The organism is Herbaspirillum sp. 1173 (assembly GCF_031455335.1).
Classification (GTDB): domain Bacteria; phylum Pseudomonadota; class Gammaproteobacteria; order Burkholderiales; family Burkholderiaceae_D; genus Herbaspirillum; species Herbaspirillum huttiense.
The window spans coordinates 422,086-438,198 of sequence record NZ_JAVDSP010000001.1 but is presented as its reverse complement, the minus strand read 5'-3'; the positions used below and the strand labels follow the sequence as shown (position 1 = coordinate 438,198).

The following is a 16,113-nucleotide window of genomic DNA, read 5'->3' as shown; positions in this document are numbered from 1 at the left end:
CTTGGGAGGCGTCATGACACCTCCCAAGGCAGAGAACTATTGCTGCGAATAAGCGTTATTGGCTGAGTCGATCTGTTTCTCCGCGACGTTGGCGAGCATCCGGCTTGCAGTAATCGCCAACCGCATTAACGCGCCTTTGTCAGGCTCGCAAAGCAGCGGCCTCTCATCTTCTTTCTCACTTTCGCTGAACTCGATCAGAGAAAGCAGGATCGCCACGCCGTTGCTGACGTCGTGTGCGTACTCAAAAAACTTCTTGTTGTGGGAGGGAGGGACTTCAGGGTTGTGCCACGAAAACGCTTGGAATAAGGGCACCGGGGACACTTCGGAATGACGAGTATCAGGCATGTTGCCTCCTTGGGTCGCATTGAAAAACCAGCCACTTCATCGCCAAATGAAGGTGGCAGGCACAAGACAGGGTTGGCGAACCGGCACCCAAAGCCACCGGCATACCCGAAGGTATCCCTGCCCAGGCCCGCCATGGTACGGACGTGCGAAGGCAACGGACGTAAAAAAGCCGCCGTGAGGCGGATGTCCGCTTTGGGTGAATTCGAGTCGCCAAACCCGATCCCATTTACATGGGAGGTTGAAGACTAGCAACTCGTATAGCGGCAAGTCAAGCAAGTCGTGCTGACTCGCTGTGTTCTTTACTCAGCATTTTTTACCGATGAAATCAAGCCGCCAGCGCCATCCGGAAAGCATTGCGCCCTTCGCTCTTGGCACGGTACAGGGCCAGGTCGGCTTCGTGCACCAGCGCATCCCAGCTGCTGGATTGGCCCGGTGACAGCACGGCCAATCCGACGCTGATGGTGACTGGTTGTCCATGACCGAAATCGTGGTTGCGTACGGTTTCCAGCAGATGCTGGGCAATCTGACGTGCCTGGGCTTCCGACCAGTCCGGGAAGACCGCGCAGAATTCCTCGCCACCGTAGCGGCCGACCATGCCGCCCTGGCAACAGTGCTCGCGCAGCAAGGCGCCGATGTCAGCCAACACCCGATCTCCGACCAGGTGGCCGTGGGTGTCGTTGATGTCTTTGAAGTGATCCACATCGATGAAGGCCAGCGTCAGGACCCGCCTGCCCTGCACGGCCCGGGCCAGCGCCTCTTCGCCACAGCGCACCAGCTCGCGGCGGTTGAGGGTGCCGGTCAGTTCATCTTCGGTGGCCAGGCGCTGCTTGTCGGCCAGCAGCCGTTCGAAGTAGATCATCATCAGCGACACCGACAGCAGCAAGGTGCCGCTGATGGGAATCAGATAGATCAGGCCCACGCCCAGACTGCTCATCTCGGGGGGCATGAACAGTTCCGGATGCGACAACGACAGCAGCAACCGGCTCACATGGGTGGCGCTGAGGATCAACAAGGCCACGATGCCGATCCAGCGGCCAAAGGTCCAGCGTGGATAGCGCGCGGCCAGCGGCCCGGACAAGCCCTTGAAGAATTCAAGCAGCACCAGGCAGAACACCACCTGCATGCCGCCCACGGCGAGGTAGGCACGATGGGTGAAATCGGCGCCGCCGATCAGCAGCGCGGTAAAGCTGACGGCATAGGCGATCAGCAGCATCCAAGGCCAGTCGCCCGACTGGCGCTGGTAAAAGCTGCGCAGTCCGCACCAGGCAACGATGCCGGAAGAAAACACCAGCGTATTGCCCAGCAACAAGCCGAGCGGCCGCAGGCTGCCAGCCAGCCCGGCATACACTGCAACGGTAACGCAGATCCCCAGTGCCGAGAACACGCCCGAGAGCGCCCACAGCCGCGTGAAGCGCTCTGACGGCGTGCTGATGAACAGGCCGGTCATGATCACGCCACTGCAAAACTGTACGATGGCCAGCGCAATGCTGGCGGTGAAAGGATTCATGCGGATTCGCTTGCCCTTGCGGGCAGGTATAGAAGGCATCGCGGCAAGCGATGCGGAGGATGCGCCCCTCAGCGCATCGGCGGCGTCCTCAGTTGGCTTGGGGCTCGAGGACGGCCAGGGTCGACGCCAGTGTAACCGAAGGCGCCAGCTCAGCAGTGATTTTCAGCAATTCATCAAAAAATCTGAACTTTTAAGCTCAAAAAGACGGCGCTTGTTCAATTTTATTCACTTTATTAGCGTGGTTCATGTACGTTCCAACAGCCGGGTATGTCCCCACTGGCCGGAACGGCACAGCGCGTCGGTCACATCCAGCACCAGCCGTTCCACCGCAGCCGCCGCGGTGGTCAGCGGGATATTGCGCGAGGCGCACAGCACCAGGGTGCGCGAGATCTGTTCGCCGGCAATGGCATGGGCGACCATCTCGCCGCGCTCGATGTCGGCCAGCAGCGGTGCCACCGGCAGAATCGTGGCCCCGATATCGGCCAGGATGGCGGATTTGAGGATGGCCACCGAGTTGATCTCGATGACGTTGTCCAGGCTCATGCCCTGGCCGCGCACCAGGCTCTCGATGCGCGGGCGCACCCCATGGGCCAGGCCCGGCAGGATCAGCGGTGCTTCGATGGCCTTGGCCAGCGGCACGCCCTTGCGGCCTTTCACCCCATAGCGCGACTTGGCGCGGGTGATGTACATCATCTCTTCCTCGATCATGGGCGTGGCTGCGAAGGACGACAGCTGGCCATCGTCAAACAGCACCGCCAGGTTGATGCGGCCGGATTTCAACTGGGTGATGAGGTTACCGGTCAACTCCTCGGTCAGTTGCAGGGTGATCTCGGGGTAGATCGAGCGCACTGCATTGAGCAGCGGCAAGGCCAGCGCATTGGAGACGCTCTGCGGAATGCCCAGCGCCACCGTACCCGAGGGTTTGTCGGTGGACTGCGCCACGGCCTGCTTGGCATCCTGCACCTGTTTCAAGATCGCCAGCGCGTGCTCATAGAAGACCTTGCCGGCATCGGTAGCGATGACCCCTTGGGCCGAGCGATGCAGCAATTGCGCCGCCATCTCGTCCTCCAGCTGGCGGATCTGCTGGGTCAGCGCCGGCTGGGCGATGTGCAGCACACGCGCCGCGCGTGAGAGCGAGCCGTGATCGACGATGGCCACGAAGTAGCGCAGTTGGCGTAATTCCATGCGAAGAGCTTCCTGCTTGACGATAAGTAGTTAACTAAATTGACAGCCTGAATGACAAGCAGCCTTACAAGCCGGGCCGGCTGTTGAACATGCGCGTGCGGGCATTCTCGATATGCCCACGCATGGCGCGCCGTGCGCCTTCGGCATCCTGCAGGCGGATCAGCTCGAAAATCTGGCGATGTTCGTCCATGGCATCCTGCGAGCGCTTCCAGGGCGGGATCTGCATCAGGTGGCGCAGCATGTTGACGGCGTGGCTGACATCGTATTCCAGCGTCTTCATCACCTGCACGAAGCGCTGGTTGCCGGTGGCCTGGGCGATGGCTTCATGGAAGCCGAAATCATAGTGATGGGCGATGCCGCCCACGCGGTTGGCTTCCTCGAATCCGAGCAGCAAGGCATCCATCTTTTCCAGATCCTGCTTGTTGCGTCGCAGGGCGGCCATGTAGGCGCATTCCGGCTCCAGCACCAGCCGCAGTTCCAGCCCGTTCATGATGTGGCCGATGCGGGTCTCGGGTTCGCCATCGAGACGGGCCGGGGCCAATCCTGCCTTTTCCTTCACATAGGTCCCGGAGCCACGCTGGGACTCCACCAGCTGATCTTCACGCAGCCGATCCAGCGCCTGCCGCACCACCGGCCGCGAGACCTCGAACAGCGTGGCCAGGTCGTTTTCGGAAGGCAGTTTGCTGCCGACGGCAATGCGGCCTTCGACGATGGCATGGAACAAGGTTTCATACACGCGTTCAGCGAAGCGTTCCGGCCGCACCGGACCCAGGCCAGCCGCGGCCAGACTCAGGATGTCACCGGAAGCGCCGGGGCGTGGGGACTTGCTCGATGAGGGCATCGACACTCCAGTTAGGCAGGAAAGGACAGGAACGGCATGGGCCGCATGGTAGCGGATTTGTCAGTCTCACCGCCAGCCATCCGATGCAAGTAGTCATCAAAGTAGTAAATATATTTGACATCTTGGATGCACAGGCTTAGATTCAGGCACAACAAAAAACAGCAGCACACGACAAGACACCAGGAGACAAGCCCCTACCCGGCCAAGCTCGGACTGACCATCCGAAGCAGGCCCGCGCCTGCAAGGCGTGCCATCCTGCCGCTTCCCTGTGCTGCTCCCCCGTCATCCGCCTCCAAGGACCGCACTGCCATGAAACAGCACTTCATCGACAATCGCTGGGTCGCCCCCGCCTCCGGCGAAAGCATCCCGGTCATCGATCCCTCCGATGGCCTGGCCTTCGAGGCCATCGCCCGTGGCAATGCCGCCGACATCGACCAGGCCGTGCAGGCAGCACGCCGCGCGTATGAAGGTGCGTGGGGCAAGCTTTCCGCCGCCGAGCGCAGCCGCCTGCTGATGAAGCTGGCATTCAAACTGCAGGATCATCAGGAAGAACTGGCCCAGCTGGAGGGACGCGACTGCGGCAAAACCATGAAACAGGCACGTGCCGATGCTGCGGCCATCGTGCGCTACTTCGAGTTCTACGCCGGTGCCGCTGACAAGCTGCACGGCGACACCATTCCCTACCAGGCCGGCTATACGGTACTGACCCTGCGCGAGCCGCACGGCGTGACCGGCCACATCGTGCCGTGGAACTATCCGATGCAGATCTTCGGACGCTGCGTGGGCGGCGCCCTGGCTGCCGGCAATACCTGTGTGGTCAAGCCGGCCGAGGATGCCTGCCTGTCCATCCTCCGGGTGGCCGAACTGGCCGCCGAGGCGGGCTTCCCCGAGGGTGCGCTCAACATCGTCACCGGCTATGGCCACGAGGCCGGCGACCTGCTGGTCAAGCACCCTGACGTGGACCACGTTTCCTTCACCGGCTCGCCCAATGTGGGCAAGCTGGTGGTGCGCGCGGCCGCCGAGCATCACACCCCGGTCACTCTGGAGCTGGGCGGCAAGTCGCCGCAGGTGGTCTTCGAGGATGCAGACATGGACGCCCTGTTGCCGGTGGTGGTCAATGCCATCGTGCAGAACGCCGGCCAGACCTGCTCGGCCGGCAGCCGCCTGCTGGTGCAACGTGGCGCTTACGAGCAGGTGCTGGAACGGCTTGGCGGGCTGTTCTCGCAACTCAAGGTGGGTTCCTCGCAGATGGACCTGGATTGCGGCCCGCTGATCCGCAAGACCCAGCAGGAACGCGTGGCCGGTTTCCTCTCGGATGCGCGGCGCGACGGCATCGCCCTGGTGGCGCAAGGCGAGATCGCGCCCGGCGCCCCGGCGGGCGGTTTCTACCAGGCCCCGGCGCTGCTGCGTGACGTGCCGCCGCAGCATCGGCTGGCGCAGGAAGAAGTATTCGGTCCGGTGCTGGCGGCCATGTCCTTCGAGGATGAAGCCGAAGCCATCGCCCTGGCCAATGGTACCGACTACGGCCTGGTAGCCAGCGTCTGGACCCGCGACGGCGGCCGCCAGCTGCGGCTGGCGCGCGCCATTCGCAGCGGCCAGGTCTTCATCAACAACTATGGCGCCGGTGGCGGCGTGGAACTACCCTTTGGCGGCGTCAAGGCCAGCGGCCACGGACGCGAGAAGGGCTTCGAAGCCCTTTATGGCTTCACGGTCCTCAAGACCATCGCCATCCGCCACGGCTGACATTCCCCCTCATTCAACACACACAATTTTCAAGGAGACACATCATGCGTTTGCAAGACAAGGTAGCCATCGTCACCGGTGGCGGTTCGGGTTTCGGTGAAGGCATCGCCAAGGCCTATGCCCGTGAAGGCGCCTCCGTGGTGGTGGCCGATATCGGCGAAACGGGCGGCCTGCGGGTGGTTGAAGAGATCAAGGCGGCCGGCGGCCGTGCGGTCTTCGCCAAGGCCGACGTCTCCAAGCGCGCTGACATGGACCAGCTGCTGGCCAGCGCCCTGGAGCACTTCGGCAAGCTCGACATCGTCGTCAACAATGCCGGCACCACGCATCGCAACCGCCCCATGCTGGAAGTGGAAGAAGACGAGTTCGACCGCGTCTATGCAGTCAACGTGAAGAGCATCTTCCTCTCGGCCAAGACCTTCGTGCCCTATTTCCGCCAGGTTGGCGGCGGTGCTTTCGTCAACATCGCCTCCACCGCCGGCATCCGCCCGCGTCCCGGGCTGACCTGGTACAACGGCAGCAAGGGCGCCGTCATCACCACCAGCAAGTCGATGGCGGCCGAATTGGGTCCGGACAAGATCCGCGTGAACTGCGTCAATCCGGTCATCTCGGCCACCGGCCTGCTGTCCGAATTCATGGGCGTGCCCGACACCCCGGAAAACCGCAAGAAGTTCGTCGCCACCATCCCCATGGGCCGTTTCTCCACCCCGGAAGACATCGCCAATGCCTGCCTCTACCTGGGTTCGGATGAAGCAGAGTTCGTCACCGGCGTGTGCATCGAGGTCGATGGCGGGCGTTGCGTGTAAGGCGGCGATGTAAAAATCTTCATGCAAGCGGTGAGGATAATGATTTGACAATGTCCTCACCGCCACTACAATGCGTGGCACCGTCAAGCGGTCACAAAGAACCGGCGACGCACAACAACGATACGTCAAACACTATCTGGAGCGAGACATGACCTACCAAGCAGGCGCAGCCGCCGACGGCGCGCGCGCATCCTTTGAAGACGCGACCTACAGCAAGGTCACCTGGCGGCTGCTGCCGCTGCTGTTCCTGTGCTATGTGGCTTCCTACCTGGACCGGGTCAACGTCGGCTTTGCCAAGCTGCAGATGCTGCAGGACCTGAAATTCAGCGATACCGTCTACGGCCTGGGCGCGGGCATCTTCTTCCTGGGTTACTTCGTCTTCGAAGTGCCCAGCAACATGATCCTGCACAAGGTCGGCGCGCGCCTCTGGATCGCCCGCATCATGATCACCTGGGGCATCATCTCGGGCGCGATGGCCTATGTCACCACGCCGGAAATGTTCTACATCATGCGCTTCCTGCTGGGGGTGGCCGAGGCCGGCTTCTTCCCGGGCGTGATCCTGTATCTGACCTACTGGTATCCGGCTGCGCGGCGCGGCAAGATCACTGCGCTCTTCATGACCGGCATTGCCCTCTCGGGCGTGATCGGCGGCCCGCTGTCGGGCTGGATCATGCATGCCATGCCGGGCGTATGGGGTCATACCGGATGGCAGTGGATGTTCATCCTGGAAGCCATTCCTTCGCTGATCCTGGGCGTTCTGGTGATCCTGTATATGAAGGATCGCATCCGTGACGCCGAGTGGCTCACCGAAGACGAAAAGCACCTGCTGGAAACCAACATCAGCCACGAAGAAAGCCAGAAGGAGCACCTGTCCCTGGGTGCCATGTTCGCCAACGGCCGCGTCTGGCTGGGTGCGCTGATCTACTTCTGCTTCGTCATGGGCCTGTATGGCGTGAGCTTCTGGCTGCCGACCATCATCAAGGCCACCGGCGTCTCCGATCCGCTGAACGTGGGCTTGCTCACCGCCATCCCCTACGCCTTCGCCGCTGCGGCCATGGTGCTCATCGGCCGCAGCGCCGACGCCCGCCGCGAACGCCGCTGGCACGTGGCCATTCCCGCCTTCGTCGGTTGCATCGGCTTGTTGCTGTCCACCCTGTATGGTCACAACACGGCGCTGGCGATGGCCTCGCTGACGCTGGCCAGCGTCGGCATCCTGACCACCCTGCCGCTGTTCTGGAGCCTGCCGACGGCCTTCCTGTCGGGCACCGCAGCTGCGGCCGGCATCGCGCTGATCAATTCGCTGGGCAACCTGGCCGGTTTCGTCAGCCCCTTCCTGGTCGGCTGGCTCAAGGACACCACGCAGAGCACCAATGCCGGCATGTACGTGCTGGCGGCCTCGCTGGTGATCGGCGGCCTGCTCACGCTGAGCTTGCCGGCCAAGCTGGTCAACAAGTAAGACGGCCTGGCAATCCTCTTCGCATTCAGGTCGGCCCTCCACCTGCCTCCCGGCAGGTGGACTTCTTCATGCAGCTCCCCGCATCAAGTTTACAGTGCCTGCTTTGGGCGCTATAGTTAGCCCCCAATAAAAGTCGATTCCGGGGGGGATCCCATCTTGCTGCATCGTCTGCCCGCCGGGCCGATGTCCATCGACACCCTGCACCTCTTCTACGTTCGCCGGGAGAGCATTGCCTGCCAGCCGGACGAATGGCCTGACGATCTCCTTTCAGGATTACCGGCCCAGGCCGGCTGACATCCACCGCCCACTACTGACTCATGACCATGCATATTGCGCCCGTGTTTTCCATCGTCGTCTCCACGCACCGCCGCCCGGCCATCCTTGAACGCGCTCTGCAATCCTTGCTGGCCCAGAGTTTCAGGGATTTCGAGATTGTCCTGGTCGCTGATGAAGGCACTGCCGCGACCAAGGAAGTCGCCAGCCGCCTGCTGCGCGAAACTGATGTCTTCCTCTGCCTGCCCGGTGCCAAGGGCCCGGCCGAATCACGCAATGCGGGTGTGCAGCTGGCGCGTGGCCGTTTCATCCTGTTCCTGGATGATGACGACAGCTATCGGCCCGATTTCCTGCAGGCCATCGTCCAATGCAACCGCTTCCGCAGCGATGCCGTCAACTACGTGTCCTATAGCCAGGTGAGGGAAATGCGTACAGCCGAGAGCACCCAGGTGATCTCCAGCACCGACATCGATATGAGCGGCACCGACATCCGCGGCCTGCTGGTCAGCAATTTCATCCCCAACAACACCATCATCCTCTCCTCGTCCATCGCCAAGCGCCATCTGGTGGATGCCGCGCTGCAAAGCCATGAGGACTGGGATTATCTGATTTCGCTGGTGGTGAAATACGACTTCAATTTCCTCGGCATTTCCGGGCCGGTCGTGCACATCAATGAAGGCCAGAGCCGCAACAACGACGCGAAGTCCCAAGGTTCGATCGCCTTGGATTATTTGTCGATCTACCGCAAATGGCCGGCAAGCGACGACGACCTGCGCCTGCGTCGCAAGGAGATGCTGCGCACCCTGGGATTGGATTTGCCACCGGCGATGCTGTAATCAGAAGAGAAAAATCCACACGCCGTGGATCAACGTCTGCGTTCCGATTGGCTTGCGGATTGCGGCTCCAGCAATGCCCGCATGGCCAGCCGCACCAGCTCGGCATGCCCCGCCTGCGGAAATCGCTGCCGCTGGCGGGCAATCAGCTGGTCAACCCGCATCCGGTCGCCGTGGCAGAGTTCAGTCATGCGGGCGGTCATCTCCAGATAGCCCTGCGGATCGTGCAAGGGCACATCCTCGCGGCGGACGTAACGCAACCAGGCGCGGTCAGCCGCATACAGGGCCAGGACGGCCAGGCAAATCAGCAGGGGCCAGAGCAGCATGAACATCTCCCGATCGGCTAAAGCGGGGATTGTGCGCGTCCCCTGATGGCCCGGCCATCGTGGCGGCACGAGAATTGCCGCCTTTCATCGACGCTGGCCTCAGAGAGCCAGCCACTCCTGCTGCAAGGCCTGGTCCGCCGCCAGTTGCGCCGGCGTGCCATGAAAGACCATTTCGCCGCGTCCCATCACGTAAACCCGCTGTGACAGCTCCAGCGCCAGTGCCTGTTTCTGCTCGATCAGCAGCACCGCCACCTGCCGCTGGCGCAGCAGTGCGAGGTAATGGGCGACCTGCCCGACCATCTGTGGCGACAGGCCCTCGGTCGGTTCGTCAATCAGCAACAGCCGGGGATTGCCCATCAGTGCGCGGCCCAGCGCCAGCATCTGCTGCTCCCCGCCCGACAGCGCCCCGGCCGCCACCTTGTAGCGCCGTTCCAGGGACGGGAACAAGGTCAATACTTCCTCTTCGCGCCAGCCATCGCGCGGTACCGGCCCGCTCTTGCGGCCGAGCAGCAGATTTTGCTGCACGGTGAGCGCCGGAAAGACATCGCGGCTTTCAGGCACGTAGCCGATGCCGCGCTGCGCGATGGCGTAGGTGGCCAGACCGGCCAGCGAACGGTCCTCGAAATCGATCTCCCCCGTACTGCGCACCTGGCCCATCACGGCCTTGAGCAGGGTCGAGCGGCCCGCGCCGTTGCGGCCCAGGATGCTGACGATCTCCCCGCGCGCCACCTCCAGCGAGATGCCATGCAGTACGTGGCTCTGGCCGTACCAGGCCTGCAGGCCGGTGAGCCTGAGCAACGCAGAGGATTTATCCATGGGGCCTCCGATCCAGATACAGCGCCTGGACATCCGGATTGGCGCGGATGCGCTCGGCGCTGTCGCAAGCGATCACGCGGCCGTTGTCCATGACTGCGATGCGGTCCGCCAGGCCGAAGACCACCTGCATGTCGTGTTCCACCATCAGCAGGGTCTTGCCGACGGTGACTTCGCGGATCAGCGCGACCATGGCGGCACTCTCGGCACGGCTCATGCCGGCGGTCGGTTCGTCCAGCAGGATCACGGAGGCATCGGCCGCGATGGTCACTGCCAGCTCCAGGGCACGCTGCTCGGCATAGCTCAGCTCGCCCGCGGCCACCTCGGCACGCTGGGCCAGACCGACCTTGTCCAGCACGGACAGCGCCCGCTCGCTGGCATCGCGCAACTGGCCGATGCGACGCCAGAAGGCATAGCGGTAGCCCAGGGTCCACAAGAGCGCGCAACGCACATTCTCAAAAGCGCTCAGGCGCGGGAACAGACTGGTGATCTGGAAGCTGCGTGCCAGTCCCAGCCGGTGAATCTGCTGGGGCGGCTGGCGCGTGATGTCGCGTCCGTGCAGCAGCACGCGGCCGGCATCGGCGCGATGGCGTCCCGAGACGACGTGGAACAGGCTGGATTTGCCGGCTCCATTCGGCCCGATCAGGGCACAGCGCTCGCCGGGCTGCAATTGCAGATCGACACCACGCAGGATCTCGCTGCGGTCGAAGGCCTTGTGCACATCCTGCAGTACCAGTGGCAAAGCGGCCGTCATCGCGCCCTCCCCGAACGTTGCCAGCCCACCAGCGCACCCGCGCCGACCACCACGCAGAGCGCTGCAATGCCCCACGGGGCAGCGGCATGAACGTCGATGCGCCAGCCCCACAGCATCAGCGATGCAGCGCCTTCGCCGGTATCGGCGAGGCTGCCCAGGCTGGCCTGATACGCCATCTCGGTCGCCAGGATGACACCCGTCGAGGTACAGAATGCAGCCGCCAGCCACCATGCCAGACGTCCCGCAAGACGGGCATTCATCTGGCCGCCTTGCAGCAGGTGCCAGCTGCGGTCGATCAGGCTGGCCAGCCCGCCCGGCGTAGTCATCACGATCAGGATGAAGAACGCACCCAGATAGAACTGCCAGGCCTGCGTATAAGCCGACAGCCAGGAAGAAAACAGCACCCCGACCACGCCCCCGATGACGGGCCCGTAAAAATAGGCGGTGCCACCGATGAAGGTAAACAGCAGGATGGTGCCGGAGCGCAGCGCTCCGACGTATTCCGCACTGACGATTTCGAAATTGATGGCCGACAGCCCGCCAGAGACGCCGGCAAAGAAAGCCGACAGGATCAAGGCCAGATAGCGCACCCGCTGCGGATCGTAGCCGAGGAAGGCGGCGCGTTCAGGATTGTCGCGCACGGCATTGAGGATGCGGCCCAGCGGGGTATGGCGCAGGGCATGGATGGCGACGGCACAGACCAGCAGCCAGCCGGCGATCAGGTAATACACCTGAATCTGCGGGCCGTAGCTGATCCCGAGCACGGGCTCGCCGATGACGCGGTTGCCCGAAATGCCGCCCTCCCCGCCGAAAACCTCGGGAAACATCAACACGCAGGCCGAGACCAGTTCCACCAGTCCCAGCGTGATCATGGCGAACGTCGTGCCGGCGCGGCGCGTGGTGAGATAGCCCAGCACCACCGCACAAAGCGCACCGGTCAGGCCGCCGGCCAGCGGGACCAGCGTCACCGGAAAGGCCAGCACGCCATCGGCCATGCGGTTCATCAGGTGGATGGCCCCAAAGGCGCCCAGGCCGGAATACACCGCATGCCCGAAAGAAAGCATGCCACCCTCGCCCAGCAGCATGTTGTATGAGAGGCAGAGCAGCACCATCGTGCCCATCTGCGACAGCAGCGACAACGCTGCGCTCTGCGGAAACACCAGCGGTGCGGCCAGCAGCATCAGGGCAAAGAGCAGCCAGGGAAGCACGATCCGTCGCATGGCTCAACTCTCCCGCCGGCCCATGAGGCCCTTGGGACGCACGATGAGCATCACTACCAGCAGCAGATAGGGCAAGACCGGTGCCACCTGCGCCAATGTCAGCCGCGCCAGCGGTGCCAGCGCGCTGGCGGCCGGCACCTGCAAGCCCAGGCTGGCCAGCGAGACATCCAGCGCCACCGCAAAGGTCTGCATCATGCCGATCAGCAGGGAGGTGATGAAGGCTCCGGCCAGCGAGCCCAGCCCGCCCACCACCACCACCACGAAGATGATGCTGCCCACGGCCGCCGCCATCCCCGGCTCGGTCACGAAGGCATTGCCACCGATCACGCCTGCCAGCGCCGCCAGTGCGCAGCCGCCGCCAAATACCAGCATGAACACGCGCGGCACGTTGTGGCCCAGCGCTTCGGCCATCTGCGGATGGGTCAGCGCGGCCTGGATCACCAGTCCGATGCGGGTATGGCGCAGCAACAGCCACAAGGCCAGCAGCATCAAGGCCGCCACCAGCAGCATGAAGCCGCGATAGACCGGGAAGGCGGTCGAATACAGCGTAAACAGCGTGCCGTCCAGTTCGGGCGGGATGCGATAAGGCACCGGCGAGCGGCCCCACACCAGTTGCACCAGTTCCACCACCAGATAGGACAGACCGAAAGTGAACAACAATTCCGGCACATGCCCATAGCGATGCACGATGCGCAGGCCGTAATGCTCCACCAGCGCCCCGGCCACACCCACGATCAGGGGCGCCAGCAGCAGCGCCCACCAGAATCCGAGGACGCCAGCCAGTGCATAGGCAACATAGGCACCCAGCATGTAGAAGCTGGCATGGGCGAAATTGGGCACGCCCATCATGCTGTAGATAAGCGTCAGGCCCGAGGACAGCAGGAACAGCAAAAAGCCGTAGCCCAGGCCGTTCAGGAAGGTGATCAGCGCGAATTCCAAATTGCCAGCCTTGCGGGGAGATGCCGTATCGAGGAGGTTGAAGAGCTTGCCGCGTCCGGCCAGGCGCGGCAGGACGCAAAAGTGCAGCGATCCTATGGGATTCGCGCTTCTCTGTCAAAATAGCGGATTGCGGCCCGGTCCGGGCTGCGCGCCACAGGCTGACCATGACGCAATCCTATCCGCTGCCCCCTTTCGGGAACCGTTTCGCCGAACTGCCACCGGCCTTCTATACCCGGCTGCAGCCCACGCCCCTGCCCGCGCCCTACCTGGTCGGATTCAGCGAGGCAGCCGCGGCCACGGCCGGCCTGCCATGGCCGGCCGATGAGCACTTCAGCTTCCTCGACATCTTCGCCGGCAACCTGATCCCGCCCGGTTCGACGCCGCTGTCGGCGGTCTATTCCGGACACCAGTTCGGCGTCTGGGCCGGCCAGCTCGGCGATGGCCGCGCCATCACCCTGGGCGACCTGCCGGCCGCCGACGGCCAGGGACGCATCGAGCTGCAGCTCAAAGGCGCGGGCATGACCCCCTATTCGCGCATGGGTGATGGCCGTGCCGTGCTGCGCTCTTCGATCCGTGAATTCCTCTGTTCGGAAGCCATGGCCGCGCTCGGCATCCCGACCACGCGTGCCCTGACCGTGATCGGCTCGGACCAGCGCGTCATGCGCGAAGCCCCGGAAACCGCCGCCGTCGTCACCCGCATGGCCCCCAGCTTCATCCGCTTCGGTTCTTTCGAGCACTGGTATTACAACCAGCGCTTCGATGAACTGAAGATTCTGGCCGATACCGTACTCGAGCAGTTCTATCCGGAACTGCTGTCTGAAGAGAACCCGTATCAGGCCCTGCTGAAAGAAGTCACCCGCCGCACGGCGACGCTGATGGCGCAATGGCAGGCCGTGGGCTTCATGCATGGCGTGATGAATACCGACAACATGTCCATCCTGGGCCTGACGCTGGATTACGGCCCCTTCGGCTTCATGGAAGCCTTCGACGCCCGCCACATCTGCAACCACACCGACCGCCAGGGCCGCTACAGCTACCAGATGCAGCCACGCATCGGCCAATGGAACTGCTTCGCGCTGGGCCAGGCCATGCTGCCGCTGATCGGCTCGGTGGAGCGGACCGAAGCGGCGCTGGCCGACTATGAAGCCATCTTCCAGGCGCGCCATGCCGAGTTGCTGCACGCCAAGCTCGGACTGCGCACGCAGCAGCCCGAGGATGAGCAACTGATCGAAGCGCTGTTTGCCATCCTGCAAGCCAATGGCGTGGATTTCACCCTGTTCTTCCGCCGCCTGGGCGACTTGCGCATCGGCAATACGGCTGACGATGAGCCGGTACGCGATCTCATCCTCGACCGCCCCGCCTTCGATGCCTGGGCCACGCAATACCGCGCCCGCCTGCGCGCCGAAGACAGCGACGACGCTGCCCGCCGGCTTGCAATGCACGCGGTCAACCCCAAGTACGTGCTACGCAATTACCTTGCCCAGGACGCCATCGACCGTGCGCTGGAGAAGGATTTCAGGGAAGTGGCCCGCCTGCAGCAGATCCTGCAACATCCCTTTGACGAACAGCCCGAATTCGAGCGCTATGCGGCGCTGCCGCCGGAGTGGGCCCGTCACCTGGAAGTGAGCTGCTCATCCTGAAGCATGGCCTGACTTTTGGCATATCTGAAACTTTCTTCCTGAGCAGGCCGCAGTTGCCCGCCGCCCGTCATCCCCCAAGGAGCCAAGCATGAACAAACGTGTAGAAAAGACCGAAGCGCAATGGCGCGAACAACTGGACCCGATGGAATACCAGGTCACCCGCGAAGCCGCCACCGAGCGCGCCTTCACCGGCCGTTACTGGGATCACCATGAAGCCGGCACCTATACCTGCGTCTGCTGTGACACGCCGCTCTTCACCTCGGATGCCAAGTTCGATTCCGGCTGCGGCTGGCCCAGCTACTTCGAACCCATCGATCCGGCCAACGTGCGCGAGAAAGTGGACCGCAGTTATGGCATGATTCGCACCGAGATCATCTGCAACGTCTGCGACGCCCACTTGGGCCACGTCTTCCCCGACGGCCCGCCGCCGACCGGACTGCGCTATTGCATCAATTCGGCTTCGCTGCGTTTCGACCCGGCGTAAGCCGCTCCTCCACCGTTTCATTGACTCACTGAAGAAGCCACCCCGATGAAGTTTCTGTTCGACCTGTTCCCCGTCATCCTGTTTTTCGGCGTCTTCAAATGGGCCGAGGGCCATCCCTCGGCCGCGCAGGACCTGGTAATGCAATACCTGGGCGGGGCCATGTCGGCCGGTGCCGTCACGGCCAGCCAGGCCCCGATCCTGCTCTCGACCGCGGTCGCCATCGTCGCCTCGCTGGGCCAGATCGCCTGGCTGCTGCTGCGCCGGCGCAAGGTGGACGGCATGCTGTGGGTGTCGCTGGCCATCATCGTGGTCTTTGGCGGTGCCACCATCTATTTCCGTGACGATACCTTCATCAAGTGGAAACCGACCATCCTGTACTGGGCCTTCGGCCTGGCCTTGCTGGTGTCGCAGCTCTTCATGAAGAAAAATCTCATCCGCGTCATGATGGAAAAGCAGGTCACCCTGCCCGAAGCGATCTGGCCGCGCCTGAACCTGGCCTGGATCGTGTTCTTCGCGGTCATGGGCGTACTGAACCTGTGCATCGCCTTCAATTACTCGCTCGATACCTGGGTCAACTTCAAGATGTTCGGCAGCATGGGCCTGATGTTTGCTTTCATCATCGGCCAGAGCCTGTTCCTCTCCAAGTACATGAAGGATGCCGAATGAGCGCCGCTGACACCCGCGTGCAGCGCATCACCGAGCGTCTGACTGCAACTTTCTCGCCGCAGGTCTGTCTGGTCGAGGATGAGTCGGCCCTGCATGCTGGACATGCCGGTGCCGCCTCTGGCGGAGGACATTACAGGATCCGCCTGGTTTCCGACTTGTTCGAGGGCAAAAATCGGTTGAACCGCCATCGGCTGGTGTATGATTGCCTGTCCGACCTGATGCAGCAGGAGATCCATGCGCTGGCCATAGTGGCGCTCTCCCCATCAGAGGCAACGAACTGAGACC

Annotated in this window: 18 protein-coding genes; 9 read left to right on the top strand and 9 right to left on the bottom strand. The window is 63.1% G+C overall.

The genetic code is table 11. From position 1 onward, the window contains the following. Positions 1-36: 36 nt before the first annotated feature. The 4 genes from J2X56_RS02030 to J2X56_RS02015 form a co-directional block, all read right to left on the bottom strand. On the bottom strand, positions 37-345 hold the full coding sequence (locus tag J2X56_RS02030) for a hypothetical protein (RefSeq protein WP_209569011.1): 309 nt from the start codon (positions 343-345) through the stop codon (positions 37-39). A gap of 325 nt (positions 346-670) precedes the next feature. Further along, positions 671-1,852 carry a diguanylate cyclase gene (locus tag J2X56_RS02025; protein WP_121040120.1) on the bottom strand — a complete coding sequence of 394 codons (1,182 nt, stop codon included), beginning with the start codon at positions 1,850-1,852 and terminating at the stop codon, positions 671-673. A 243-nt stretch (positions 1,853-2,095) separates the two neighbouring features. Next, positions 2,096-3,037 (bottom strand): LysR substrate-binding domain-containing protein, encoded by a 942-nt coding sequence (locus tag J2X56_RS02020; protein WP_121040118.1) that lies wholly within the window; start codon positions 3,035-3,037, stop codon positions 2,096-2,098. A 64-nt stretch (positions 3,038-3,101) separates the two neighbouring features. Continuing rightward, a complete protein-coding gene (locus J2X56_RS02015) occupies positions 3,102-3,878 on the bottom strand; it encodes a FadR/GntR family transcriptional regulator (RefSeq protein ID WP_310157837.1) in 777 nt (258 codons plus the stop codon). A 309-nt stretch (positions 3,879-4,187) separates the two neighbouring features. Between J2X56_RS02015 and J2X56_RS02010 the strand changes: the two genes are divergently transcribed. The 5 genes from J2X56_RS02010 (at position 4,188) to J2X56_RS01990 (ending at position 8,989) form a co-directional block, all read left to right on the top strand. Then, on the top strand, positions 4,188-5,621 hold the full coding sequence (locus J2X56_RS02010) for an aldehyde dehydrogenase family protein (protein WP_310157834.1): 1,434 nt from the start codon (positions 4,188-4,190) through the stop codon (positions 5,619-5,621). A gap of 44 nt (positions 5,622-5,665) precedes the next feature. Further along, positions 5,666-6,424 (top strand): SDR family oxidoreductase, encoded by a 759-nt coding sequence (locus J2X56_RS02005; protein WP_121040112.1) that lies wholly within the window; start codon positions 5,666-5,668, stop codon positions 6,422-6,424. Positions 6,425-6,572: 148 nt separating this feature from the next. Beyond that, on the top strand, positions 6,573-7,880 hold the full coding sequence (locus J2X56_RS02000) for an MFS transporter (protein ID WP_134136257.1): 1,308 nt from the start codon (positions 6,573-6,575) through the stop codon (positions 7,878-7,880). Between the two features lie 156 nt (positions 7,881-8,036). Beyond that, positions 8,037-8,174 carry a hypothetical protein gene (locus J2X56_RS01995; protein WP_166675572.1) on the top strand — a complete coding sequence of 46 codons (138 nt, stop codon included), beginning with the start codon at positions 8,037-8,039 and terminating at the stop codon, positions 8,172-8,174. A 29-nt stretch (positions 8,175-8,203) separates the two neighbouring features. Further along, on the top strand, positions 8,204-8,989 hold the full coding sequence (locus J2X56_RS01990) for a glycosyltransferase family 2 protein (RefSeq protein ID WP_227022690.1): 786 nt from the start codon (positions 8,204-8,206) through the stop codon (positions 8,987-8,989). Between the two features lie 29 nt (positions 8,990-9,018). Here the strand turns inward: J2X56_RS01990 and J2X56_RS01985 are convergent, their stop codons facing one another. The 5 genes from J2X56_RS01985 to J2X56_RS01965 all read right to left on the bottom strand — a co-directional run bounded on the left by J2X56_RS01985 (position 9,019) and on the right by J2X56_RS01965 (position 13,038). Next, complete coding sequence (locus J2X56_RS01985) at positions 9,019-9,318, bottom strand: hypothetical protein (protein WP_227022689.1); 300 nt, start codon at positions 9,316-9,318, stop codon at positions 9,019-9,021. Positions 9,319-9,411: 93 nt separating this feature from the next. Then, positions 9,412-10,128: an ABC transporter ATP-binding protein gene (locus tag J2X56_RS01980; protein ID WP_134136256.1), complete on the bottom strand. Its 717-nt coding sequence runs from the start codon at positions 10,126-10,128 to the stop codon at positions 9,412-9,414. Further along, entirely contained in the window at positions 10,121-10,879 is a 759-nt protein-coding gene (locus tag J2X56_RS01975) for an ABC transporter ATP-binding protein (RefSeq protein WP_134136254.1), read from the bottom strand. Before J2X56_RS01975 ends, J2X56_RS01980 begins: the two co-directional genes overlap by 8 nt. Further along, positions 10,876-12,099 carry a branched-chain amino acid ABC transporter permease gene (locus tag J2X56_RS01970; protein ID WP_134136252.1) on the bottom strand — a complete coding sequence of 408 codons (1,224 nt, stop codon included), beginning with the start codon at positions 12,097-12,099 and terminating at the stop codon, positions 10,876-10,878. The genes J2X56_RS01975 and J2X56_RS01970 overlap by 4 nt, the downstream gene beginning before the upstream one ends. Positions 12,100-12,102: 3 nt before the next feature. Beyond that, entirely contained in the window at positions 12,103-13,038 is a 936-nt protein-coding gene (locus tag J2X56_RS01965) for a branched-chain amino acid ABC transporter permease (RefSeq protein ID WP_134136250.1), read from the bottom strand. A gap of 164 nt (positions 13,039-13,202) precedes the next feature. Here J2X56_RS01965 and J2X56_RS01960 point away from each other — a divergent pair, with 164 nt between their 5' ends. The 4 genes from J2X56_RS01960 to J2X56_RS01945 all read left to right on the top strand — a co-directional run bounded on the left by J2X56_RS01960 (position 13,203) and on the right by J2X56_RS01945 (position 16,109). Then, entirely contained in the window at positions 13,203-14,678 is a 1,476-nt protein-coding gene (locus J2X56_RS01960) for a protein adenylyltransferase SelO family protein (RefSeq protein ID WP_310157807.1), read from the top strand. Positions 14,679-14,766: 88 nt separating this feature from the next. Next, positions 14,767-15,162, top strand: a complete 396-nt coding sequence (gene msrB, locus J2X56_RS01955; RefSeq protein WP_034335690.1) for a peptide-methionine (R)-S-oxide reductase MsrB — start codon at positions 14,767-14,769, stop codon at positions 15,160-15,162. A gap of 45 nt (positions 15,163-15,207) precedes the next feature. Then, entirely contained in the window at positions 15,208-15,828 is a 621-nt protein-coding gene (locus tag J2X56_RS01950; RefSeq protein WP_310157801.1) for a septation protein A, read from the top strand. Then, positions 15,825-16,109 (top strand): BolA family transcriptional regulator, encoded by a 285-nt coding sequence (locus J2X56_RS01945; RefSeq protein WP_121040099.1) that lies wholly within the window; start codon positions 15,825-15,827, stop codon positions 16,107-16,109. Before J2X56_RS01950 ends, J2X56_RS01945 begins: the two co-directional genes overlap by 4 nt. The last annotated feature ends 4 nt before the right edge of the window (positions 16,110-16,113 follow it).